Raw genomic sequence first — 22,161 nt, 5'->3', positions numbered from 1 at the left:
GTGCTAACTCAATATTGGCACTCTCATGACCTGAGTGCAAGTGCGTCCGCGGTCAGCGAAAGGCGTTTCGAGTACTCACGAGAATGCACGAACCCCCTCTTGTTTTCAGGAAGGGGTTCGTGAGGAACAGTGTCCGTGCCTAGGGGGTGATGGTGACGCTACCACCGGGCACGTAAGACTCGTTGGGAACCATCTCGATCCAGCTGTTGCCGGGAGCGAGGCGGATGGTGACGCCATTATCAGCCTTGAACTGGATAGGAGCAGCCGTGGAGGCCTTACTCCAGGTTCCGTGCACAACCTTGCCACCGCTGAGCACGAAGGCTTCACCGGAGTCGACCATGCGCGTGCGGGGAACACCGACGAATTCATCGACGTTGACGCGCATCACAATGATGTTGGCGGCGGAGAGTTGGGCACCAGTGAGGTCAACGTCTGCTGCTTCCCATTGGGTGCGGAGGTAACGACCCGAGCCTGCGTCGTAGGTCCAGGTGTTGTCGCTCTGGTTACTAAAGATGCTTTGCACGGCAGAAGCGGGAGTGCCGTCCTGTGCAGCTGTCGACGAAGCCAGCGTTGCGGAGTATGCCCACTGCTGTGCGGGTGGAGCGAGGCCAGGATTTGCCGCAATGACTTCCTGCGCGTGCAACATGAGGTTGTAGGGAGCAACGTTGTAGTCGTTGCGGTACATCGCAGGGTCATTCTCGGTGACGTTGACGAGACCGGTGTCGACCGCGAGGTCACGTGTTTCCTGCGCTCCGTATCCGGAGTAGGCAATGATGCCGCCAAACGGGGCAGCAATATCGGCGTCCATGGGCCGCAAGGAACGCACCGGACCGACAGAGACGGGAACGGTAGCGTTCCAAATACCGACGTAGCGAGTGATGCCACCTTCTACGATTTCTTCGAAGACAACGTCTGCCTGGTTGAGACCATCTTGTGGCTCACACGCAAAGACGTTACAGATCTTGACCGAGAGCGCAGGTCCCACCGTGGTGCCAGCGGCTAGCGCAACACCGGTCAGCGGTGCGTAGGCCACGGGAGCAGGAGTCTTGTAGTTGGACGTGTAGGCAGGGTCCGAAGGGTTAGACGAAGAACCGCCAGAGCAGGCAGCCAAGGTCAGAGCCAGGGCACCAGCCGTAGCCAGTCCAATTACACGGGTGAGAATGCGCGAAGAAGTAGTCACGCCCAAAAGACTAACGCCGCCCACTCTCTTGGACGGCGTTAGTTCGGGCGTGCCCGAATATTACGAGGCTTTAAGCCAGTCGAACCGACTCAGCCTGAGGACCCTTGTTTCCGGTACCGATTTCAAAAACAACCTTCTGGCCCTCTTCGAGGACCTTGTAGCCGTTCATGTCGATAGCGGAGTAGTGGACGAATACGTCCTGCTCGTCGCCGTCTACGGTCACAAAACCGTAGCCCTTTTCAGCGTTGAACCACTTAACGGTTCCAGTGGCCATGTGTAACTCCAATTGCAGTATCCCAACCGACACACACAAATCGCTTGTGCCGTTGCTCTCACCCTACTGCCCATAGCACAGAACAGATAGTCCTGAGGCACTAATTAATGTCGCGTTAACGCAACGATTTACTGGAGGTAGTCAGATCCGAGCACTGCAGTGAGCTGAGAATTGCTGTCAACGTACTTGTCGGTGAGCTTAATTCCACCCACTCCGAGGGATTCAGCCAGGCCACGAGCAGCACCTTCGAAGGTGGGGTTCACGTAGTACACCATGGTTTCTTCGACCACAGTTTCGGAGTTCGTCTTTGCGGCGACGGTCCAGCCTTCGGCGCTGAGAGCGTCACCTGCTTGGGTTGCAATACCGGTTTCACCGGTGGCGTTAATGATGCTGACCAGCGAGGCAGGGTCCACAGTCGGTTCCGCTGTGGCCTTCGGGGTAGGGGTTGCAGACGCAACAGGTACCGCGAAGATGGACTCGAAGTCCTTCATGCTGATGGAGTCACTGGTCACGATGAGTGTCCCCACACCCGCGACGACAAGCACGCCGGTTGCCAGAGCTGCCCAGGCAAACTTGATCCAGCCTGCGCCTGGGCGTGCGGGTGCGCGGTGCGCACCACGGCGCTCGAGCCCCGGGGCGAGGTCATCGAACTGATCGTGCTCTGTCTTGTCAGCCATCGCTTTATTCTTTCAGTTCTTTTCCTGAGGATTCGGGGTTAACCCGAGAATCCCGAGAATGGCGTCTCTCGTCGCGGACCCGTTGAAGACGCTTAATCAACATCGGGTCATATGCCAGCGCCTCTTCCGAATCCATCAGCTGTCCCAGAATTTGATAAAACCGGGCAGGTGAGAGTTCGAAGGTTTGACGAATCGCGTCCTCTTTCGCACCAGGGTGCTGCCACCATTCACGCTCGAAATCGAGAATGGCTCGGTCGCGTTCGGTTAACACGGGCCGACTATGGGACTCGAACCCACAACCCCCGCTTTACAAGAGCGGTGCGCTACCAATTGCGCCAAGTCGGCTTGTGTGAGGTGTTGCCACCCCACGACCCCTCAATCCTAACCTGCGGCAGGAGTGGGGGTTGGCGTTGCTGCAGACTCGCCAGCTACTTGAGTAATGAAAGAGAGGAACTCCTTGGAATCCACAATGGATCCCGAGTAGACCTTGCCATTCACCAAGATGGTGGGGGTTCCCACACCGGTGCTGCCGGATGCGACCGCTGCATCGGTCATCGGACCGTTGAGCGCGTAGTCCGTGGCCTGCTTCACCCAGGGGATGAAGGTTTTGTCCGTGATGCACTTGTCAATCTTGGACTGGTTCTCTGGCTTCTGCTTTCCAATCAGGGCAGCGAGCTCCTCGTCGGTGGGACCAGGAGTTCCTTCCTGTGGCTGGTTTGCATAGAAGGCCTGGTTGACTTTCCAGAAGGTGTTGGGCGAGAAGTCAGCAACACAGGCAGCTGCTGCTGCCGAGCGGCGTGAGTACTCGGTACCCGCTGACTTTGACCAGAGCATGCCGATGGGGTGAATCTCGAGCGTGGCGGCACCCGCTTCAACGAGGGTCTGCAGAGTGTCTGCGTTTGCCTCATCGAAGGCCTTACACGCAGGGCAAATGTAGTCCTGGTACACCACGATGTTCACGGTGGAGGAACCTGGAGTTGGGGTAGTTGCAATGGGGTCCGAACCTGGAGCACCCGCGTCGCTGAGCACGCCCGCCATGTCGGCGCCACTGAGAACAATGCCGTCGCTGGCCATGTTGGCCGGACGTGGACCGGTGGTGGGGGCTGAGGTGGTGACCACCATGGTGATGATGGCGGCAATAGCGATCACAGCCAAGCCGATGCTGCCTTGCAGGATCCACTTCTTGCGCTTGTCGTGCTTCTGCTGTTGTTCGCGAAGTTCTTTCGCCTTCGCGCGTGCTGCTTCACGCTGCTGGTTTCGAGTGGGTCGGTTGCCGTGGGCTCCGGTGCTCATTCGTTAATCTCCAATCTGTGAGGGACGTGTGACTGTGGTCAACACGCTCGGACAAGCGTATGTCCGAACGCTGGGAATTTACTAAACGGAAGCTGAGCGTAAACGTGCAACTTCATAGAGCGTCACTGATGCAGCAATACCTGCATTGAGTGATTCCGTGCTGGCCGAGATGGGAATCGAGACGATTGCATCGCAATTGTCGGTGACCAACTTAGACAGCCCCTTACCTTCATTCCCCACGATGATGAGCAAGGGTCGATCTGCCAGGGCAAGCCCTGGAAGCATGGTGTCTCCGCCGCCGTCGAGACCGATGACAAACACACCCTGGTCCTTGAACGACTTGATGGTGGCCGTGAGGTTGGATGCCATCGCGACCGGGCAGCGTGCTGCTGCACCGGCGGAGGTCTTCCACGCGGCTGCCGTCACACCGACGGAGCGACGCTGAGGCAGGATGATGCCATCGCCACCGAAGGCAGCGGTGGAGCGAATAATCGCACCCAGGTTACGAGGATCGGTAATGCCGTCGAGTGCCACAAAGAGCGGTGCCGTCTTCGACGCAAACGCCTTCTCCAACAGATCGTTAGGGTGAGCGTATTCGTAGGGGGGAACCTTCAATGCCACGCCCTGGTGCACAGAGTCGTATCCACCCATGCGGTCCAGCTCGGGCTTCATCACTTCCATGATGGGAATGCCACGCTGAGTCGCGATGGAGAGCATCTCCTTGACGCGGTCATCCATCTCGATACGGGTCGCGATATACATCGCGGTCGCAGGAATCTTGGCCCGCAGTGCTTCGAGTACCGAGTTACGACCGGTGACAACTTCGGTGTCATCCGATGCCTTGCTGCGCTTGGGTGCAGCCTTACGCTGACCATCAACCGTGTTGCGGTTGAGCTTGCCCATCGAGGCCAGCTTCTCGCGACGAATCTTCGCCTTGCCGGCGGGGTGCCATTCGCGGTCTTCGGCCTTGGGGGTGGGGCCCTTCCCTTCGAGCGCGCGACGGCCAAGGCCACCGGTGCCCTTGACGGGACCCTTACCTGATTTGCGGACTGCTCCAGCCCGAGGCTTACCTGCCATTGAAACTCCAATGTGCCCCGTGGGGGGTGTCTTCGATCGTGATTCCAGCCGCAGCAAGTCGCTCACGGAGAAGGTCTGCGGTGGCAAAGTCCTTGTTCGCACGTGCGCTGGCACGTGCCTCAAGGAGTTCTGCCATCAAAAGGTCCAAGGCGGCATCGCCTTGAATAGAGTCTGGTGCCCAGGCGGCATCTAAGGGGTTCACACCCAACACATCGAGCATGGCGACAACCTCAGCTGCCAGGGAAGCGGCCGTGGAGGCATCGCCTCCATCCAGGGCACTGTTGCCCGAGCGGACCAGGTCAAAGACGACGGCGAGCGCGGCAGGAATGTTGAGATCGTCATTCATGGCCGAACGGAACGCAGCAGGAACATCTGCGGAGACAATTTCGCCACCGTCACGACGGACCCGGTCGAGGAATCCTTCGATGCGCTCGAAGGAGGCTTTCGCTTCCTCGATGGAGCCGTCGTGGAGTTCCAGCGTCGAACGGTACTGGGCTGAACCCAACAGATAGCGGAGCACTACGGGCTTGGCTTTATCCAACAGATCAGCAGCAAAGACAGAGTTACCCAAAGACTTACTCATCTTCTGCCCGCCCACAGAGACCAGACCGTTGTGCAGCCAGTACTGCGCGAAGCCGTCACCGGCCGCAGCAGACTGGGCCAGTTCGTTTTCGTGGTGGGGGAAGCGCAGATCGAGTCCGCCGCCGTGAATGTCGAACGTGTCCCCTAAGTACTTGGTGGACATGGCCGAGCACTCGATATGCCACCCGGGACGTCCTGTGCCCCAGGGCGATGCCCAGGATGCAGATGCGGGGTCGCCGGCCTTGTGGCCCTTCCAGAGGGCGAAGTCTTGCGGTGCTTTCTTGCCGCGTGGATCAGCATCTGTTGCTGCTTCCATCTCGGCTGGCTTCTGATTGGTCAGCTCACCGTAGGCAGACCAGCTCGCGGTGTTGAAGTAGACATCTCCGGAACCATCCGCTGCGGGGTAGGCGTGACCGCGTTCGATGAGGCGGGAAATGAGGGCGATCATCTCCGGGATACTGGCCGTGGCACGGGGTTCATACGTCGGACGCTGAATACCGAGCAGGTCATAGGCGGCCGTGAACTCTGCTTCCATGCGGTAGGCCAAAGCCCACCATTCCTCCACGCCGGCAGCCTGGGCGTTATCGAGCACCTTGTCATCGATATCGGTGACGTTGCGCACCAGGGTGACCTGAAAACCTTCATGGATGAGCCAGCGGCGCAGCTGGTCGTAGACCAGGGCGCTGCGCAGGTGTCCCACGTGAGGGCTCGACTGCACGGTGGGTCCACAGACATACATCCCGACCCGACCGGGCACGAGAGGAGAAAAGTCCCGAAGGGCTTGCTCCTTCGAGTCGAACAGACGAATACTCACGCTTCCAGCCTACCTGCGGGTCTACTTAGCGCTGACGAACGAGGGCGTTCGCGATGGCCGCAACGCCCTCACCGCGGCCGGTGAAACCGAGACCGTCTGTGGTCGTTGCAGAGACAGAAACGGGAGCGCCCACCCACTTGGTCAGCACGGCCTGAGCTTCCTCGCGGCGCGCGCTGAAACGAGGACGGTTGCCTACGATCTGGACAGAAACATTGATGGGTTCGAAACCGGATGCGGCCAGTAACTCCACGGTGCCACGAACAAAGACTTCACCCGAGGCATTGGCATAGGCCGGGTCATCGGTGCCAAAGCAAGATCCAATATCGCCGAGTCCTGCTGCTGACAGCAAAGCATCACAGATGGCGTGCGCCACGGCATCGCCATCACTGTGGCCCGAGAGTTCTTTTTCACCTGGCCAGTGCAGCCCGGCGAGCCAGAGGTTTTCTGCCTCACCGAAGGCGTGCACGTCAATGCCGGTGCCCACGCGGTGGGCATCGGGGATTCCACCCAGAACGTGGTGTGCACGGTTTAGATCCCACGCGGTGGTGATCTTGAAAGCCACGTCATCTCCTGGAATAGTCGTCACGGCTCCCCCCTGCGCGGCAAAAACGGCCGCGTCATCGGTGAAATCGGAAGCGCTCGCTGCAGCATAAGCAGCATCGAGTTCGGAGCGAGGGAAACCTTGGGGAGTTTGTGCCGCACGAAGCTGGGCGCGGTCCGCGATGCCGAGCACTCCCCCGGTGACATCGACCTGCTTGAGCGAGTCCACGACCGGCAGCGCGGGCACAATACCTGCACCAGTGGCGCGAACAGCCATCTCGACATCGGCAAAAAGTGTGGTGGGGGTGAGGGCCCGGGCTGCATCGTGGACAAGCACCACATCTACTGACGGCAACACCTGGGCAAGACCGGCAGCGACCGAATCGTGACGGGTCGCACCGCCCACAACGACAGAAACTATCTCTTCCAGGCCCGGAGCTACTGTGTTCGCGATGGCCTGTGCATCGACAACGAAGTCAGCTGGAGCTACCACCACCACCTGAACGGGGCTGGGCAGCAACATAATCGAGCGTAAGGAACGCTCCAACAGTGTTTGGCCGGCGAGGTCTACGAACGCTTTCGGCAGTGCCGCGCCGAGGCGCGTCCCACTGCCGGCAGCAACGACAATGACAGCCGTTCCCAGCTGCAGGTGTGCAGACATGTGAAAACTCGCCTGACCACTTGCGTGGTTAGGAAGCGAGGACCTCGTCGAGGAAGTCAGAAGCCTTCTCTTCGTCGGTCTTCTTTGCCAGAGCGAGCTCAGAAATCAGGATCTGTCGAGCTTTCGCGAGCATGCGCTTTTCACCGGCAGAAAGACCACGGTCCTGGTCACGACGCCACAGGTCACGCACAACCTCAGAAACCTTGATTACGTCACCGGAAGCCAGCTTCTCCAGGTTCGCCTTGTAGCGGCGAGACCAGTTGGTGGGTTCTTCGGTGAAGGGTGCGCGCAGAACTTCGAAGACCTGCTCGAGGCCTTCTTTACCAATAACGTCACGAACGCCGACGAGGTCTACGTTTTCAACAGGAACCTTGACCGTGAGGTCGCCCTGGACAACGTGAAGAGTGAGATAAACCTTCTCAACACCCTTCACAACGCGCTTTTGTACTTCCGTAATCTTCGCTGCGCCGTGGTGAGGGTAAACAACTGTTTCGCCAACAATGAACTGCATTAGTGTGAAGCTCCCTTATATATACCCCCAGTTTACCACGGGTTCCTGACAGTCATTTCGGGCTCGCGTTCCCACTGAGCGGTGCCGATTCTGCGGCCCAGCAGAAGTCAATACGGTAGAGTCAAAGAGAAGATTTTGCGGGAAATATCGCCCTACGGGCACCGCAACCACACTCGGGAGGCTTTCGTCGTGAAGGTTCGTATTGTTGCTGCTGTCGCGTTAGCTGCAGGTATTGCTCTAGGCACCGCAGGGTGCAACCTGATCCAGCCTCAGGCAACGACTAACCAGTACGACGCCAGCGACGGAGTTGGCCTCAACGTGGGTGGTATCCAGCTGCGCAACCTCCTCGTGATCAGCGACACCGGTAAGGCAGGAAACCTGCTGCTCAGCGCAACGAACGCCACGGGCGAAGACGTTGAACTGCACATCGGATTCGTTTCCGGCGGAGACCTCGTTGATGGCCACGTTGATGTTCCCAACAACGAAAAGGTCCCCACCTCGTGGGGTGCGGATAAAGAAGACCTCATTATTCTTCCCGGCATCGACACGCAGCCCGGCGGATTGCTAGAACTGGGCTTTGAAGTCAATGGCGAAACCAAGACCGTGATGGTTCCTGTTCTCACCTCGGCACAGCCCGAATACGAAGGCCTGAACCCGAAGAGCGCCCTCAAGATGAGCAAGTAACTCGTCACCCAGACATACAAGAATCCCCCGGTCTGATGGCCGGGGGATTCTTCGTTCCGTGAAGACGAATTTACTTCTTGTTGCCCTGTGCAGCGACGGCGGCAGCGCCAGCTGCGGCAGCTTCAGGGTCGAGGTATTCAGCAGGACCCAGCGGACGGAAGTTCTCGTCCAACTTGTACACCAGAGGAATACCGGTGGGGATGTTCAGCTCAGCGATGTCTTCATCTGAGATGCCATCGAGATGCTTGACGAGTGCGCGCAGTGAGTTACCGTGTGCGGTGACAAGCACGGTCTTGCCGGCAGCAAGATCGGCCGTGATGTCAGATTCCCAGTAGGGAATCATGCGGTCAATAACGTCCTTGAGGCATTCGGTGGCAGGAATAGCGCCGTCAATACCCACATAACGGGGGTCATTAATCTGCGAGTACTCGCTGTCATCTGCAATAGGTGGTGGTGGGGTGTCAAAGGAACGACGCCAGGTCATGAACTGGTCCTGACCGTATTCAGCCAGAGTCTGCGCCTTGTCCTTGCCCTGCAGCGCACCGTAGTGGCGCTCGTTGAGGCGCCAGCTGCGCTTGACGGGAATCCAGAGACGGTCAGCGGTGTCGAGTGCGAGGTTTGCGGTCTGGATCGCACGGCTCAGTACCGAGGTGTAGAGCACGTCGGGCAGAACGCCGGACTCGGCGAGAAGTTCTCCCGCACGCTTGGCTTCTCCCACACCCTTCTCGCTGAGGCGGACATCCACCCAGCCGGTGAAAAGGTTCTTCTGGTTCCAGTCGCTGTTACCGTGTCGGAGCAAAATCAAAGTGTGCGTCGTCATGCCTCCAGTTTATTGGGTGGTTAACTAAGAGGTATGCCCGTGGGAAACATCACGCGTGGGACGACCAACGCCAATCGCCTGCGCCGCGTCGACCGCTGGATTCAAACCTGGCCTGCGCTGCGCAGCAGCAGTGACCCTCTCGTGATTGACCTGGGCTATGGCGCCAGCGCGGCTACTCCGGTGGAACTGGCCACCCGGCTTCGCAAGACCAGAGCAGATACAGAACTCCTCGGTCTCGAGATTGATCCTGACCGCGTCACTGTGGCACAGACGGAACTGACCCGCTGGCTCAGCGAAGGCCTCGTCTCGCCCGAGCAAGCCCAGAGCATCAGCTTTGCTCGGGGTGGCTTCGAAGTTCCTGTTCCCGGAAACAGAAAACCTGTCGTCATCCGCGCGTTCAATGTGCTGCGCCAATATGACGAGTCCGAGGTGCAAGCAGCCTGGGATCTGATGGTGGCAAGACTTCAGCCCGGCGGTGTGCTGGTGGAAGGCACGTGTGATGAGATCGGACGCATCTCGAGCTGGATTGCAGTCACCCACGAGGGCCCCCAAACGCTGAGCATTGCACTCAAACTCGATGCCATCGAACTGCCTTCGATCGTGGCCGAGCGACTTCCCAAATCACTCATTCACCACAACGTTCCAGGCGAGCGCATTCATGATTTCCTCACCGCGTTGGACAAACAGTGGTTGACCCACGCTCCCCTCAGTAATTTCGGAGCAACCCAACGCTGGATTGCCACCGCGCAGGGCATGAAAGATACGGGCTGGCCCGTCCTGGGCGGTAAGAGCAGATGGCGGTTGGGCGAAATCACCGTGGACTATGCCGCGGTGAGTGCGATTTAGCCTTCGCGCTTGACAGCGCCCAGGCGCGGCAAACGGGGAACCTGTGCTGTGCGCCCGGCATCTGGCGGAACAATGACGACCTGGCTGGCAGGAATTCGCACATCCTCCGAGAGCACACTCAGTTCAGCCTCGGGATTGGCGTTGCGCTTGAGCACAGCCAACGCAATGATGCCCTCTTCATAATGGCGGGCCGCCGCGGTCACGTGACCAACCTCGGTCTCACCGTCGAACACGACCGAGCCAGCGGAAGGAATCACTACGTCCACGCCATCCAGGCTCAAGAACGCTAAGCGCCGGGGCGGATGTCCCAGGTTGTGCACCTTGGCCACGGTTTCTTGACCGCGGTAACACCCCTTGTTGAGGTGAACTGCGGTGCGCAGCCAGTCAAACTCATGTGGCAGGGCGTTCGCGTCGCCTTCGGTGGAAAGCCGGGGGCGCCAGGCTGCAATGCGCAGCGCTTCGAGCGCATCGCTGCCGGCGAACGAGATAACCCCGGCGGCAGCGAGGTCGAGAAGTTCCTGAGTAGCGCTTCGAGGAATAAGGACCTCGGCATAGTTCCAGTCGGTCCCGGGGTGATTCTCCCCTGCATATTGCCAGCCACCCTCAGCGACCGCATTCCAGGGGTCCTGCCACATGACCGGAACACCGGCGGGCTGCAACACGAGTGGTGCCAGAACATCAGGCAGCTCACCGAAGTAACCCAAGGTGAGAAGTTCATCCGAGCGGTCAATAATCTCGACCTGCTTCATGAAACGCATTTTGAGAAGCCACGCGGTCAGTGACTCTGCTGCCCCGGCATCCACGAGAAGCCACGTGGTGTCACCATCGTCCACAACGCGCATGGCGTGCTGAACGTGACCGTGCGGATCGAGCAGGAGGGTTTCGGTGGACTGACCAGCGCCGAGCTGGTCCAGGCGTTGACTCAATAACGAGTCCAGCCAGCCCAAACGATCTGGACCAGAGACCGCAATCACTCCACGGTCAGAGAGATCAACCAGAGCAGCGCCCGCGCGCAGCGCCCGCTGCTCCGTCAGAGAGTTGCCATAGGCAGAAGCAATACCGGTGTCCCCCACGAGGGCACCAGGAAGTGTGGCGAGGGGAGATCGTGTGTACTGCCGGGATGCCGACGAGCTTTCGTCAGCCATGATCTGCGCTTAGCGCTGACCCTTGAACAGCTTGTAGACGACGATGCCGGAAATCCACGCAATAGCCAGACCTGCCAGAGCGAGGAGGCCAATAAAGAAGAGTTCTAGTCCGAGAAGCATGTAACCATCATATTCCGGGCGTAGTCCCAAACAGGTAATACGGCATTCCACAAAGAGGAATACGTAACCTCTGCGAAACACAACGCCTTTAGACTGTAATCAACCCCAGTGAGACGAGGTGACCGTGATGGCCAGCATTCTGATTCTCGCAGCGCGCTCGAACGCTGAGGTTCTTCCCTCGCTCGGACTTCTTTCCCATTCGGTGAAGACCATTCCCGCGGAGCCCGCACAACTAGTCAGCGCACCCCACAGTGACATCGTCATGGTGGATGCCCGCACTGATCTGGCCAGTGCCAAGAGCTTGTGCAAGATTTTGCAGGCCACCGGCCTGAGCTCCCCTCTGCTTCTCGTCATTACCGAAGGTGGCCTGGCTGCTGTCAGCCCCGACTGGGGCGTGGCAGACGTCATTCTCGACAACGCAGGACCTGCTGAAGTTGACGCACGTATTCGTCTGGCCTTGGGCCGCGCCGATCAGGCTGCTCCGCAGGAAGCGCGCATCTCCGCGTCGGGCATTGTCATCGACGAAGCGTCCTATTCGGTCAAGGTGCACGACAAGCCCTTGGACCTCACTTACAAAGAATTCGAACTTCTGCGCTTTCTGGCCACCCACCCCTCGCGCGTCTTCACGCGTGAGCAGCTGCTCAGTGAAGTCTGGGGTTACGACTACTTTGGCGGAACGCGAACCGTGGACGTCCACGTTCGTCGCCTCCGCGCCAAGCTCGGCGATATGGAGCAGGTTATCGGCACGGTGCGCAACGTGGGCTACCGCTTCAACGTTGCGGAAGAGTCCCACGAACGTTCTTCCGTAACCTCCTAGTTTCTTTCTGGTCACCTTCGCGTGCCAATATGAACATATGGCTCCGCACGAGATTGATTCTGACGTCGACGATGACTTCGATGAGGTGGCTGTTCTCGTCACGGAAGACCTCCCAGACGACCGTTATCTCGACCGCGAACTGAGCTGGCTCGCCTTCAACCAGCGCGTCCTTGAACTCGCGGAAGACGAGCAACTTCCCCTGTTAGAGCGAGCCAACTTCCTAGCCATCTTTGCCAGCAACCTAGACGAGTTCTTCATGGTTCGTGTGGCGGGTCTCAAGCGCCGCATCATGACCGGCCTGGCCGTGCCCACCAACATTGGCCGCGCCCCGGCTGATGCCTTGGCAGATATCTCTGCCCGCGCGCAGGAATTGCAGCTGCGTCATGCCCACGTCTACCACGACAGCGTGAAGCCTGCCCTGTCTGAGGCCGGCATCCACGTGGTGACATGGGATGCACTGGATGCGGCTGACCATGAGATTTTGCACCGCTACTTCACCGACCAGATCTTCCCCGTGCTGATGCCCCTGGCCGTGGACCCCGCCCACCCCTTCCCCTACATCTCGGGCCTCTCCCTCAACCTCGCTATTCGTGTGCGCAACGGCAAGACGGGCACGGAAGAGTTTGCGCGCCTCAAGGTTCCCCAGATGCTGCCTCGCTTCGTGCGCGTCGACAGCCGCGAAGCCATCACCAACGTGCGCTACATCGCCCTGGAAGACCTCATCGCGAACCAGTTGCAAGACCTCTTCCCCGGCATGGAGATTCTCGAGCACCACACCTTCCGCGTGACGCGCAACGAGGACGTCCAGATCGACGAGGACGAAACTGAAGACTTGATCCAAGTCCTGGAAAAGGGACTGCTCAAGCGTCGCTTCGGTCCCCCCATTCGCCTCGAAGTGGGCGAAAACATGGACCCCACCACGCTCGACCTGCTCATCCGTGAACTCGACATCACCGAGCAGGAGGTTTATCGCCTGCCAGAGCCGCTGAACTTAGGTGGTCTGTTTGAGATTTCTGGCATCAAGCGCCCCGAGCTACATTACGCACCTCACGTTCCCACCACTGCCGTGGCACTGACCACAGCGGAAGCCAACGAACCGCGCAGTATCTTTGCGTCAATTCGTCGCGGTGACGTACTGCTGCACCACCCTTATGAATCTTTCTCCACCAGCGTGCAGTCGTTCCTAGAACAAGCGGCGGCTGACCCCAACGTGCTAGCAATCAAGCAGACGCTGTATCGCACCTCCGGCGATAGCCCTATTGTGCAGGCACTGATCAATGCGGCCGAAGCAGGCAAACAGGTTCTCGCCCTCGTCGAGATCAAGGCCCGCTTTGATGAGCAAGCCAATATTTCGTGGGCACGCAAGCTCGAGAAGGCGGGCGTGCACGTGGTCTACGGCCTGGTCGGCCTGAAAACCCACTGCAAGCTGGCACTGGTCATCCGCCAAGAAAAGGGCGAACTCAAGCACTACAGCCACATAGGGACCGGGAACTACAACCCCAAGACCTCTCGTCTGTATGAAGACTTTGGTCTGCTCACCGATGATCCTCAGGTGGGCAAGGACCTCACCCGCTTGTTCAATGAACTCTCGGGCTATGCCATCGAGAAGAAGTTCAAGCGCCTTCTGGTCGCACCGCTGCACCTGCGGAAAGGCCTGCTCAAGCTGATCCACCAAGAAACCACGAATGCCCAGGCAGGCAAGCCTGCCCGCATTCGAATCAAGATCAACTCCATGGTGGATGAAAAGATCATTGACGACCTCTACTTGGCGAGCTGTGCCGGTGTCCAGGTTGATATCTGGGTGCGCGGAATCTGCTCGATCAAGAGTGGTGTTCCCGGTTTGAGTGAAAACATCCGCGTACGCTCCATCTTGGGTCGCTACCTCGAACACTCCCGCATCTTCATGTTTGAGAATGAGGGTGTCCCCCAGGTCTACATTGGCAGTGCCGACATGATGCACCGCAACCTCGACCGCCGCGTGGAAGCCCTGGTTCGCTTGACCAATCCCGACCATGTTGCAGAGCTCGACGACCTCTTCAACCTCGCCATGGACAACGGCACTGCCTCCTGGTGGCTAGAGTCAGATGGTTCCTGGAAACGTCACACTGCTGACACTGCCGGTGACACTCTCGTTGATCTGCAAGATCACGTGATGAAACAAATTGGTAAACGTCGTCGCCCTGGAGGACCTCGATGAGCATGACCCGCCCCACCACGACGGTCTATGCCGCAGGCGCTGTCCTGTGGCGAACAATCGGCGACGATATTCACATCCTCGTGATCCACCGCACCGAGCACAAAGACATTTCCCTACCCAAGGGCAAAGTGGACCCCGGTGAGACGCTTCCTCAGACCGCGGTCCGTGAAATCCGTGAAGAAACAGGCATCAAGATCTCTCTCGGTGTTCCCGTGGGCATCACCGAATACCGCATGCCCAACGGCAAAGACAAGGTTGTGCACTACTGGGCTGCCGAGGTCACCCCCAAGGCCATCCAGAAGTCCAAGTTTGTTCCTAACGATGAAGTTGCTGCCCTGGAATGGCTCCCCCTCGCCTCAGCCCGCGGTGAACTCAGCTACGAGCCAGACAAAGAAATCTTGGACAAGTTCGCTGCCCTCGTCAAAGAAGGAATAACTCAGACTTTCGCTGTTGTTGTGTTGCGTCACGCTAAAGCAACTCCGCATGACCAGTGGGATGGGGCGGACTACACCCGGCCACTGACCGAGCGAGGTCAGTCACAGGCCTACGGCATCGTTCGCACAATCGAAACCTGGAAGCCCAAACGCCTCATTACCAGCAGTGCTGTGCGCTGTAAGGAAACGATTGCACCGCTAGCTAAAGCTTTGGGGCGCGACGTGAAGTCCACCAACAAGATCAGCCAAGACGCCTTCGAAGATGGCAAAGCCGATGTGCGCGGAATCGTCGGCGACATCGTGCGCACGCGCAAGAGCACTGTCGTCTGCACCCACGGACCCGTTGCTCCTGCTGTGATTCGCGAACTTGCCCTGGCCACCGGAACGCTCCGCACGGAAGACCTCAACATGGCTGGCATGCTCGACACAGCATCATTTAGCGTGGTGCATCTCAGCTCCACACACCCCTCTTCCGGCATCATCGCGGTGGAGACCCACAGCTCTCAGCTCTAACGCGGCAGGCATGAAAATGCCGAACCGTAGTGAACGCCTCTCGGCGGAAGGCCGCTCGCAGCGGCGAAATATTGGAGCCCGGGGTTACTACGGTCCGGCACATCCACAATAGCAATTAGTCGAGTGAGCTATCTCGCCATAACCGTGCACACACAGCCAATTCATGGGCAGTCTGCGTCAGGCGAGACGCCTGCACCGTGAGCGTGCTGGCACGCTCTGGATGCGTGGCATCGGACTCGTTGGCCACTGCCGTGCAGCCCGCAGAGATGATTCGGCAGAATGCCGCCGAGCGGTCAAGGGCACCGCTGAAATCACCCGTGAAAGCTCCATGCAAAATAGTGTCAGCCAATGAGACCATCTCGTCCGGCCCTGCGGGAGTCGGGGCGCCCGCAACGACGACATCTGCCGTGCTGAGAACGGACAGTCCTTGACTGAACAAGACACTCATCTGGGGTGCCTGGGCACGAATGAGATCACGGATCAGATACATCCGCCACAGTGCCCCCGGCAATGAATGGGCACTGGAGCGTGACCACAACTCTGCCAAGGTGTCGATGCCGTTGTCATCGGCGAAGGACACCACCTTTTGGACAATGTCAGGCTGTGACTCGTCTCGCACACGGGAAAGTAAAGCCCGGGCAGTGTCGTGAGCGATGGCAGAAACCTCGGCCGGATCGTCCCCGCCCTGGAATGCGCTGAACTCATGTCCGGCAAAAAGTGCCGGCTTACGGTAGGGCGCAGTCATGGAACCATTCTCCTCCTCGCTAGGGTGAAGATATGGACACCATCGTGTTTGCGCTCATCTTGGCATCAGCGCTGATCATCATTTTTGTTAAGAAGCGCTGGATTGTTGTCCTCGGCTTCGCCGTCGCCTTCGTTGCCTCTGCTGCGCTCTTTGCGCACCACGTGACCAGCACGTTAGATCTGAGCTTCTGATGAGTGAGATTCACGTATCTGCTCTCGAGACCGAGTCCGGCACCACCACCGTGGTAGTTGGTGACACTCGCATTGTTGTTCCCCCACCCACCAAGCCCCACCACATCCTGCTGGGCAAGCTGGGCTTCTGGGCACAGGTGGGCTTCATGCTCGCCTATATCGGTGTTCTCTCCGGTGCCATGTTCTACTTCCAGTTCGGGCTGGGTGAATTCCCGTGCCCACTGTGTATTACCCAGCGCATGGGCATGATGCTCTCGTCACTGGGTGCGCTCTATGTGATCGTGAACTCCCTGCGCGGAACGCTGTCGCCATCTGGTTTCATGACCGGCCTCGGCTTCTCGATTCTGGGCGCCTTGCTGGGTGCATTCATGTCAATCCGACAGATTCTGCTGCACATCATGCCCGGTGACCCCGGTTACGGCGGAGCCGTACTGGGACTCCACCTCTACACCTGGGCTCTCGTGAGCTTCGTTGTGGTGCTGGTCTTTGCCGGTGTGCTGCTCACCTTCGGAACGGAGTTCTTGCCTGTTCGCCCCAGCTCCACCTTCGGCAAGGTGCTGGCCTGGATTGTGATCGGCGTCTTCCTCTTCACCGTGGTGGCGAACCTCATCTCCGTCTTCGCTCTCGAAGGCTTCAACTGGTACCTGCCCGATGACCCCACTGGCTACGAGTTGTTCACGCAGCTCGGGTGGAATTAGTACTTTTCTCTAAACCCTAGGGAATAAGTCAGGTTCTTCAGTAGGCATTCTCACTAACTGAGGTATCGAACTACACGGTCGCATGGACTTGCGAATGACTAGATTTATCAGTCTTGCGTTTTCTGAAAAGAAGCCACGTGCCAATAGCCGCAGCTGTAATTCCACCAGCGGTCATGACGAACAAGTTGATTCCTGTTTGTGCAAGTTCTGCATAGCAAGGCTCAGAATTTGGAGTGCCTCCAACCCCACTTGAAAGTTCACAGGTTCCAGGAGTAACTCCCCATCCGATGAACTCGGTGCATTCAGGCAAACCATCAATTAATCTCCCGCTGAATGAATCAAATTCCTGCGTTTGTGTCAGTGCTGCCGTCTGGGCAATAGTTGCCGAAGCTGGGTCATTCGAAGCAGGCAGCACCATATTTGTAAAAGTCAGTAAGTTTGTAGTTTTCGTTGGCGCAAAAGCATTGGGGGCAGATGTTCGCATTCTCAGGCTGGCACCGATATATGGCGATTCATAGTCCAGCGTTGGGACGTAGTTTGCCTGTTGTGCAGATCCAGAAACGGACCAACTATTTGTCAAAAACACAGAGTCGCCATTGAGCATTCCCTGCGAGTACCAATTCGATCCTGCACTCAATACAGAGCTGTCAGTAAATCCGTTGTCCAGTGCTACGGAATCTAGAAACCAAGCGTCGAATCCCGGGCTATAAGACCCTGCCGTGTAGTCCGTATGAATATTGGGAAAGTTATACATCTCCAGATCTGGAATGTAGACAACTTGAGAACTTGTGTTGGTTACGGCTACAACTTGACGAACCAGATAACCTGTTTCGGTTTCTGGATAGATCAAAAATGTTAGTTTCGCGGTCAATGCAGAGTGAAGCGGCACATTTACTTCCGGACACGCGACTTGAATAGCCCCTGAAGGAAGCGTCGTCACGACTGTCTCTTCAGAAAAATTACTGGGGTCACCACACATGAAATATTCAACTAGATCGTCAGTATTAGCGTCGTAACCAAACCTGAACTCGTTCGGGTAGTAAATGTAGCCATCGTTGTTCCAGATGTCTGCAACGTCCCACCCGTATGCCAACCCGTACTCATCCACCCGCCATTGAGCATCTCCTACTACAAAATCCCCATCTGTAGGCCATTCAAGTTCTGTTGCATGTGCTGACTGAGTTGGGAGCACGAGCAGTAGTAAAGCCAGCAGAACTCCAAATGTGGATAGAAAAGTCTTGTTTTTGAGACGCTTCATCAGTCTGAACTTTCTACATTATTGATCACGGGTAATGATCACATTGTTTCCCCGCTTCTCTTTGCGTCTCTATTTGTCGAGGAAATATAGGGGTTATCCCTAATACATTTCCGAGCAGAGTGCTTTCTTCTCCAAAATGGCAATACTTAGAACATGCCCACCTCTGCTCTTGTCATCGAAGATGACGACCTCATGCGTGTGAGCCTGGTTGCTGCTCTGTCTTCCGCGGGTATCAATGTCCTGGCAAGCTCCAAAACGAGCGCCGGAGCAATCGACCTCGCCAGAACTCATTTCCCACATGTTGCCCTGGTCGATCTCCACCTCGGCAAAGGACCCACCGGCATCGATGTCGCCCACGAGCTGCGAAAAATCGACCCGCGTGTGGGCATCGTTTTTCTCACCTCTTTCGAGGATCCCCGACTCATCGCCGAGACCCGGCCTCTGCCTCAGGGAAGCCAGTACCTTTTGAAAAAAGACGTGTCTAGCATTGATCACATCGTGGCTTCCCTGGACGCATCACTCGAAGGGAAAAACCGCAGGGTGAGAACCGAGCTCGCCAGCACTATGAGCCAGTTGAGTGATGTGCAACTGGAAACACTTCGATTGATTGCGCAGGGGTTGAGCAATACCGAAATAGCTCGTCGACGACACGTGGCAGAAAAATCAATCGAAGCAAGCATTACTCGACTCCTCAAATCGCTGGATCTTCCCAAAACTCAGCAGTCCAACCAGAGAGTCCAACTGGCCAGATTGTATTTTGAATCTCAAGGCTTGAACCTCGATGACAGCGAAAACTAGCTTTTTTATTCGCGTTGGGTCCACCTGGAGTACCTTTCTCCCGCTGTGGATTATCAGTCTCGTGGTGTGGAGCTTAACCTCCACATTGTTACTGGGTATTGCCCTGGATGCGGGCAGGTTTATCCCCGCCTTGGTGGCGAATCTCTGCTCCATTGTTGTCGTATTGGCTTTGTGGCTGCTGTGGTCGTCACTCTTTCGCGTACTTCAGAAAGATGGATTAGTTTCTGCCTGGTGCGTGGTTGCGATGGGCATAGTTGTGGGTCTCGGGAAAGGACTGACCACAAATCTTGTTCTCAACCTGCTGACTGAAACAGAGTTCAGTTATGCCGAACTCCTCCAAAGCACACTTCCTGCAGCGGTCACAGGAGCCTGGTTGCTGCCTGCTTTTGGAATCATCGGATCTCTGCGTGCTGAATATGACCGCGAACGCAATCAACTGATCAATGAAATGGTCACTCAAGAGCTCACCTCAGCCACCTCGAAATATGTGGAACAGGATCTCGCCCACTTCGTGACCCGCGCACGTGAGCAGCTGGAGAAAGCATCTTCTTCGGAATCCGATTTCACGGCAACCTTGAAAGAACTCGCTGAATTAGACGTCCGCCCCATGAGCCATGAACTGTGGCAGAAAGAGTCTTCGCAGATAAGTTCTTTCGGCTTCCGAGACATCATTGTGAGCGCACTGACCCAACATAAGTTTCCGGCAGGGTGGACAAGTCTGACGTTGTTTGTGTCCTTGCTTTCCTTACAAATCCCGTTGGTTGGCTTCACGGATGCTCTTGCCCGAAGTGCCGTACAGAGCCTCATCACCTATGCGTTACTTCAGGCAGGGCGGGCACTGCCTCTTCGAGGAAAAGTAAGCGGTCCCCTGGTTTTCTTCCTCACCCCGGCAGCCATTGTGATCTGTATAGAGGTCATGACGTTAGTAGTTTTTGGCCCACTTCCAGGAATCTCTGGCTGGGTGGTGGAGTCCATTTTGTATCTCTGCTTCGTGACGTCGCTCCTGATACTCGGCGCCGTCTTCGTCGCTCGAGGAACTCACGAAGATATTAAAAAACAAATTGCAGAACTCCGTTCTATCTCCACTACTCAGGACGCTGCGTCGATTGTGAGCCTCATCAAACGCCGGGAAACGGCAGAGCTCCTCCATGGTTACGTTCACAACCAACTCCTCTCCAGCGCAGTGGCACTTTCCTCCTCGCGCAGTAGTTTCCGTGAGGTCCAGCAACACATCTCTGGCATGCTCGATGACCTCGCAGCGGGTCGTCCCAGCCCGTCGGAAAGCTCTGTCTCCACGCTCGACGAACTGGCCCACTACATCGCAAAACTGTGGCGAGGGGTGATGGACATCACGATTTCATATCCCCCCACAGCTTCACTGTCACCGGCTGAATTTTCTCTCGTCGACAAACTTGTCTCTGAGTTCGCGGCTAATGCCAGAAGACACGGTAACGCCACCTCGCTTCATATTGACCTCACCTGCACAGCAGATATTCTTACTTTGCGCGCGCACGATGATGGAATCGGACTCGGTGTTGGGCGTGACGGGTTAGGAACGGCGTTACTGAACTCTCTGTCAGGGGGGAACTGGTCTCGAACAAGTTCCCCTGTACATCCCGGAACCACCGTCATCTGTCAAATTCCACGAGTGAAAGACTTCGCATCATGACTGTGAAAAATGCAGTGCTTCGAACATTCTCCACAATGTTGGGGGCCGCTCTGCTCGTGCTGACGTTCGCGATGCCAGCTTCGGCAACCGCCAGCTGGACACCCGTGACCGTCCTGAACGCTTCCGGCTCAACAACATCTCAAGCTCCTCAATTTCTGAGCGGAAGTGACGGATCTCTCACCGCCATTACCGTCGAAACAGTGAATTCTGTGTATTCGGTTCTGGCCCGACGAAGTAGTGACGGTGGCGCAACGTGGAGTTCCCCGGTGGCGCTGTCTGCCAGCGGTATTGCCAGTTCTGATGCAACCGCCGTGCGACTCAACAACGGTCATTTTGCCGTTGCCTGGGCAGAAGCTTCCGGGCCATCTGCCGTGAATCAAATCCGCCTGATCTCGAGCAGCGATAACGGGGCGAGTTGGTCGACAACTCAGACCATCAGTACCGCAGGCAGCAATGCCTATGCCGCCACCAAACCTCACCTGGCAGCCTTTGGCGTTTCTGAGGTGGCTGTGGGTTTTCAGCAGAGTGATGGCACACACGACCGAGCTCTCGTTCGAACCAGTTCATCGTCCCTACAGAGTTGGACTCAGGGTCAGACCCTCTCTGCGACAGGCTCAGATGCTCAGTTCGTGACCCCCGTGGTCAACTCACAAGGCGCCGTTGTGGTGAGCTGGATTCTGGTTGCGTCGGATTCAACCAAACAAACCCAAGTTGCGGGGTCATCCAACTGGAATACCGTGACTACTCTCACCAGCTTCGCCATTGGTGGCATAGCGAGGGTTCCCGCAGTGGTGGCCTTGCCCACTGGCGCCTTCGTTGTCTTGTGGGCTGATCCTGATGCAGCCTCCAATCCAAACTTTGTCGTCACTGCTCAAAAAAGTTCAGACGCCGGACTCACTTGGGATGTTGGCATCGGCATCAGCTCAGCCGCCTTCCCCAATGAGATTACTGCGGTAGTGACCCCCGAAGGCGGAATTTCAGCTGCCTGGAGTATGGGCACCGGCGGATATACCTATATCCAAAGCAGCTACTCCTCACCGACGGCTTCACCCTCTCCGTCCCCCTCTTCCTCCTCGTCGTCCTCTCCCTCTTCCTCCTCCTCTTCCACTCCCACGTCGACCGGCGCCGGCATATCCTGGACACCCCTTGTTGATGTGTCTCCTGTTGGGACAGGCCAGTTCTACACCAACCCCCAATTGGCTGTGAGCCCCGACGGAACGGTCGCGATGGTACTGGTGCAAAACGTGAACTCGACAATCTCCACCGGCTTCGCGGAGAGCACAGACAATGGCGTGACCTGGCCACAAGGTGTGGGGTCACTTTCTAGCTGGCTCAGCTCTCCGATCACTGTGGGTGCGGTTTCTATTCACGCCCTCACTGGTCAAGGTTTTGCGTATGGGTGGCAAACACTTTCAAACAACAACCCTGCCACTAGTTACGTCAGAACCTATGGCTGGGTTGCATCCAGTTCGCCCTCCTCAACGCCCGCGCCAACCCTGCCCGCAACCGGGTCTGTTCTGTGGACTACAGGCCTCCTGAGTGTTGCGTTCTTTGGAAGCGGCCTCATCTTTTGGGCCGTCACCGCCAGATCTCGCTCTCGGCGATAAGAACCCTCTC

Annotated in this window: 23 protein-coding genes and 1 tRNA gene; 10 read left to right on the top strand and 14 right to left on the bottom strand. The window is 57.3% G+C overall.

What is annotated here, in order from left to right; all coding sequences use genetic code 11:
* Positions 1-139: 139 nt before the first annotated feature.
* The 10 genes from M2119_RS03410 to M2119_RS03365 all read right to left on the bottom strand — a co-directional run bounded on the left by M2119_RS03410 (position 140) and on the right by M2119_RS03365 (position 7,609).
* A complete protein-coding gene (locus M2119_RS03410) occupies positions 140-1,180 on the bottom strand; it encodes a DUF3048 domain-containing protein (RefSeq protein WP_280803555.1) in 1,041 nt (346 codons plus the stop codon).
* Positions 1,181-1,250: 70 nt separating this feature from the next.
* Complete coding sequence (locus M2119_RS03405) at positions 1,251-1,454, bottom strand: cold-shock protein (RefSeq protein WP_110234406.1); 204 nt, start codon at positions 1,452-1,454, stop codon at positions 1,251-1,253.
* Between the two features lie 128 nt (positions 1,455-1,582).
* Positions 1,583-2,131: a LytR C-terminal domain-containing protein gene (locus M2119_RS03400; RefSeq protein ID WP_280803554.1), complete on the bottom strand. Its 549-nt coding sequence runs from the start codon at positions 2,129-2,131 to the stop codon at positions 1,583-1,585.
* Positions 2,132-2,135: 4 nt separating this feature from the next.
* Positions 2,136-2,402: a DUF3263 domain-containing protein gene (locus M2119_RS03395; RefSeq protein ID WP_280803553.1), complete on the bottom strand. Its 267-nt coding sequence runs from the start codon at positions 2,400-2,402 to the stop codon at positions 2,136-2,138.
* Position 2,403: 1 nt separating this feature from the next.
* Positions 2,404-2,476: transfer RNA gene (locus tag M2119_RS03390), tRNA-Thr, on the bottom strand.
* 36 nt (positions 2,477-2,512) lie between these two features.
* Positions 2,513-3,424 (bottom strand): DsbA family protein, encoded by a 912-nt coding sequence (locus M2119_RS03385; protein ID WP_280803552.1) that lies wholly within the window; start codon positions 3,422-3,424, stop codon positions 2,513-2,515.
* A gap of 81 nt (positions 3,425-3,505) precedes the next feature.
* Positions 3,506-4,501, bottom strand: coding sequence for a 23S rRNA (guanosine(2251)-2'-O)-methyltransferase RlmB (gene rlmB, locus M2119_RS03380; protein ID WP_280803551.1), 996 nt, complete (start codon positions 4,499-4,501; stop codon positions 3,506-3,508).
* The gene (cysS, locus tag M2119_RS03375) at positions 4,491-5,897 is read right to left on the bottom strand and encodes a cysteine--tRNA ligase (RefSeq protein ID WP_280803550.1); all 1,407 of its coding nucleotides are present in this window, start codon (positions 5,895-5,897) and stop codon (positions 4,491-4,493) included. Before cysS ends, rlmB begins: the two co-directional genes overlap by 11 nt.
* 25 nt (positions 5,898-5,922) lie before the next feature.
* Positions 5,923-7,098 (bottom strand): 2-C-methyl-D-erythritol 4-phosphate cytidylyltransferase, encoded by a 1,176-nt coding sequence (gene ispD / locus M2119_RS03370; RefSeq protein WP_280803549.1) that lies wholly within the window; start codon positions 7,096-7,098, stop codon positions 5,923-5,925.
* 28 nt (positions 7,099-7,126) lie between these two features.
* Complete coding sequence (locus M2119_RS03365) at positions 7,127-7,609, bottom strand: CarD family transcriptional regulator (protein WP_110234421.1); 483 nt, start codon at positions 7,607-7,609, stop codon at positions 7,127-7,129.
* A 189-nt stretch (positions 7,610-7,798) separates the two neighbouring features.
* Here M2119_RS03365 and M2119_RS03360 point away from each other — a divergent pair, with 189 nt between their 5' ends.
* Positions 7,799-8,293 carry a DNA modification methylase gene (locus M2119_RS03360; RefSeq protein ID WP_280803548.1) on the top strand — a complete coding sequence of 165 codons (495 nt, stop codon included), beginning with the start codon at positions 7,799-7,801 and terminating at the stop codon, positions 8,291-8,293.
* A gap of 70 nt (positions 8,294-8,363) precedes the next feature.
* On the opposite strand, the gene M2119_RS03355 is transcribed toward M2119_RS03360, so the two are convergent.
* Positions 8,364-9,113, bottom strand: coding sequence for a phosphoglyceromutase (locus M2119_RS03355; protein WP_280803547.1), 750 nt, complete (start codon positions 9,111-9,113; stop codon positions 8,364-8,366).
* Positions 9,114-9,146: 33 nt separating this feature from the next.
* Between M2119_RS03355 and M2119_RS03350 the strand changes: the two genes are divergently transcribed.
* Positions 9,147-9,959 (top strand): class I SAM-dependent methyltransferase, encoded by an 813-nt coding sequence (locus M2119_RS03350; protein ID WP_280803546.1) that lies wholly within the window; start codon positions 9,147-9,149, stop codon positions 9,957-9,959.
* On the opposite strand, the gene M2119_RS03345 is transcribed toward M2119_RS03350, so the two are convergent.
* Positions 9,956-11,104 (bottom strand): YgfZ/GcvT domain-containing protein, encoded by a 1,149-nt coding sequence (locus tag M2119_RS03345; protein ID WP_280803545.1) that lies wholly within the window; start codon positions 11,102-11,104, stop codon positions 9,956-9,958. The genes M2119_RS03350 and M2119_RS03345 overlap by 4 nt on opposite strands.
* A 247-nt stretch (positions 11,105-11,351) precedes the next feature.
* On the opposite strand from M2119_RS03345, the gene M2119_RS03340 reads away from it, so the two are divergent.
* Genes M2119_RS03340 through M2119_RS03330 form a run of 3 tightly spaced genes read left to right on the top strand, consistent with a single transcriptional unit; the run spans position 11,352 to position 15,185 of the window.
* Positions 11,352-12,041, top strand: coding sequence for a winged helix-turn-helix transcriptional regulator (locus M2119_RS03340; RefSeq protein WP_280803544.1), 690 nt, complete (start codon positions 11,352-11,354; stop codon positions 12,039-12,041).
* Between the two features lie 37 nt (positions 12,042-12,078).
* Positions 12,079-14,238, top strand: a complete 2,160-nt coding sequence (locus tag M2119_RS03335; RefSeq protein WP_280803543.1) for an RNA degradosome polyphosphate kinase — start codon at positions 12,079-12,081, stop codon at positions 14,236-14,238.
* Positions 14,235-15,185, top strand: coding sequence for an NUDIX hydrolase (locus M2119_RS03330; RefSeq protein ID WP_348520939.1), 951 nt, complete (start codon positions 14,235-14,237; stop codon positions 15,183-15,185). The genes M2119_RS03335 and M2119_RS03330 overlap by 4 nt, the downstream gene beginning before the upstream one ends.
* A gap of 115 nt (positions 15,186-15,300) precedes the next feature.
* On the opposite strand, the gene M2119_RS03325 is transcribed toward M2119_RS03330, so the two are convergent.
* Positions 15,301-15,930, bottom strand: a complete 630-nt coding sequence (locus M2119_RS03325; RefSeq protein WP_280803542.1) for a DNA-directed RNA polymerase subunit beta — start codon at positions 15,928-15,930, stop codon at positions 15,301-15,303.
* A gap of 32 nt (positions 15,931-15,962) precedes the next feature.
* Between M2119_RS03325 and M2119_RS03320 the strand changes: the two genes are divergently transcribed.
* The gene (locus M2119_RS03320) at positions 15,963-16,121 is read left to right on the top strand and encodes a DUF5993 family protein (protein ID WP_280803541.1); all 159 of its coding nucleotides are present in this window, start codon (positions 15,963-15,965) and stop codon (positions 16,119-16,121) included.
* Positions 16,121-16,819, top strand: coding sequence for a disulfide bond formation protein B (locus M2119_RS03315; RefSeq protein WP_280803540.1), 699 nt, complete (start codon positions 16,121-16,123; stop codon positions 16,817-16,819). The genes M2119_RS03320 and M2119_RS03315 overlap by 1 nt, the downstream gene beginning before the upstream one ends.
* 70 nt (positions 16,820-16,889) lie before the next feature.
* Here M2119_RS03315 and M2119_RS03310 read toward each other — a convergent pair whose 3' ends face one another.
* A complete protein-coding gene (locus M2119_RS03310; RefSeq protein WP_280803539.1) occupies positions 16,890-18,077 on the bottom strand; it encodes an LPXTG cell wall anchor domain-containing protein in 1,188 nt (395 codons plus the stop codon).
* A 153-nt stretch (positions 18,078-18,230) separates the two neighbouring features.
* On the opposite strand from M2119_RS03310, the gene M2119_RS03305 reads away from it, so the two are divergent.
* From M2119_RS03305 to M2119_RS03295, 3 genes are read left to right on the top strand one after another with little or no spacing between them, the layout of a single operon-like run.
* Positions 18,231-18,875 (top strand): response regulator transcription factor, encoded by a 645-nt coding sequence (locus tag M2119_RS03305; RefSeq protein ID WP_280803538.1) that lies wholly within the window; start codon positions 18,231-18,233, stop codon positions 18,873-18,875.
* Positions 18,859-20,544 carry a hypothetical protein gene (locus M2119_RS03300; protein ID WP_280803537.1) on the top strand — a complete coding sequence of 562 codons (1,686 nt, stop codon included), beginning with the start codon at positions 18,859-18,861 and terminating at the stop codon, positions 20,542-20,544. Before M2119_RS03305 ends, M2119_RS03300 begins: the two co-directional genes overlap by 17 nt.
* On the top strand, positions 20,541-22,151 hold the full coding sequence (locus M2119_RS03295) for a sialidase family protein (protein ID WP_280803536.1): 1,611 nt from the start codon (positions 20,541-20,543) through the stop codon (positions 22,149-22,151). Before M2119_RS03300 ends, M2119_RS03295 begins: the two co-directional genes overlap by 4 nt.
* The last annotated feature ends 10 nt before the right edge of the window (positions 22,152-22,161 follow it).

The sequence above is a fragment of the Aurantimicrobium minutum genome, from assembly GCF_029894165.1.
GTDB classification, from domain to species: domain Bacteria; phylum Actinomycetota; class Actinomycetes; order Actinomycetales; family Microbacteriaceae; genus Aurantimicrobium; species Aurantimicrobium minutum_A.
Note: the sequence above shows the minus strand (reverse complement) of the source record. Positions and strands in the feature narration are given on the sequence as shown.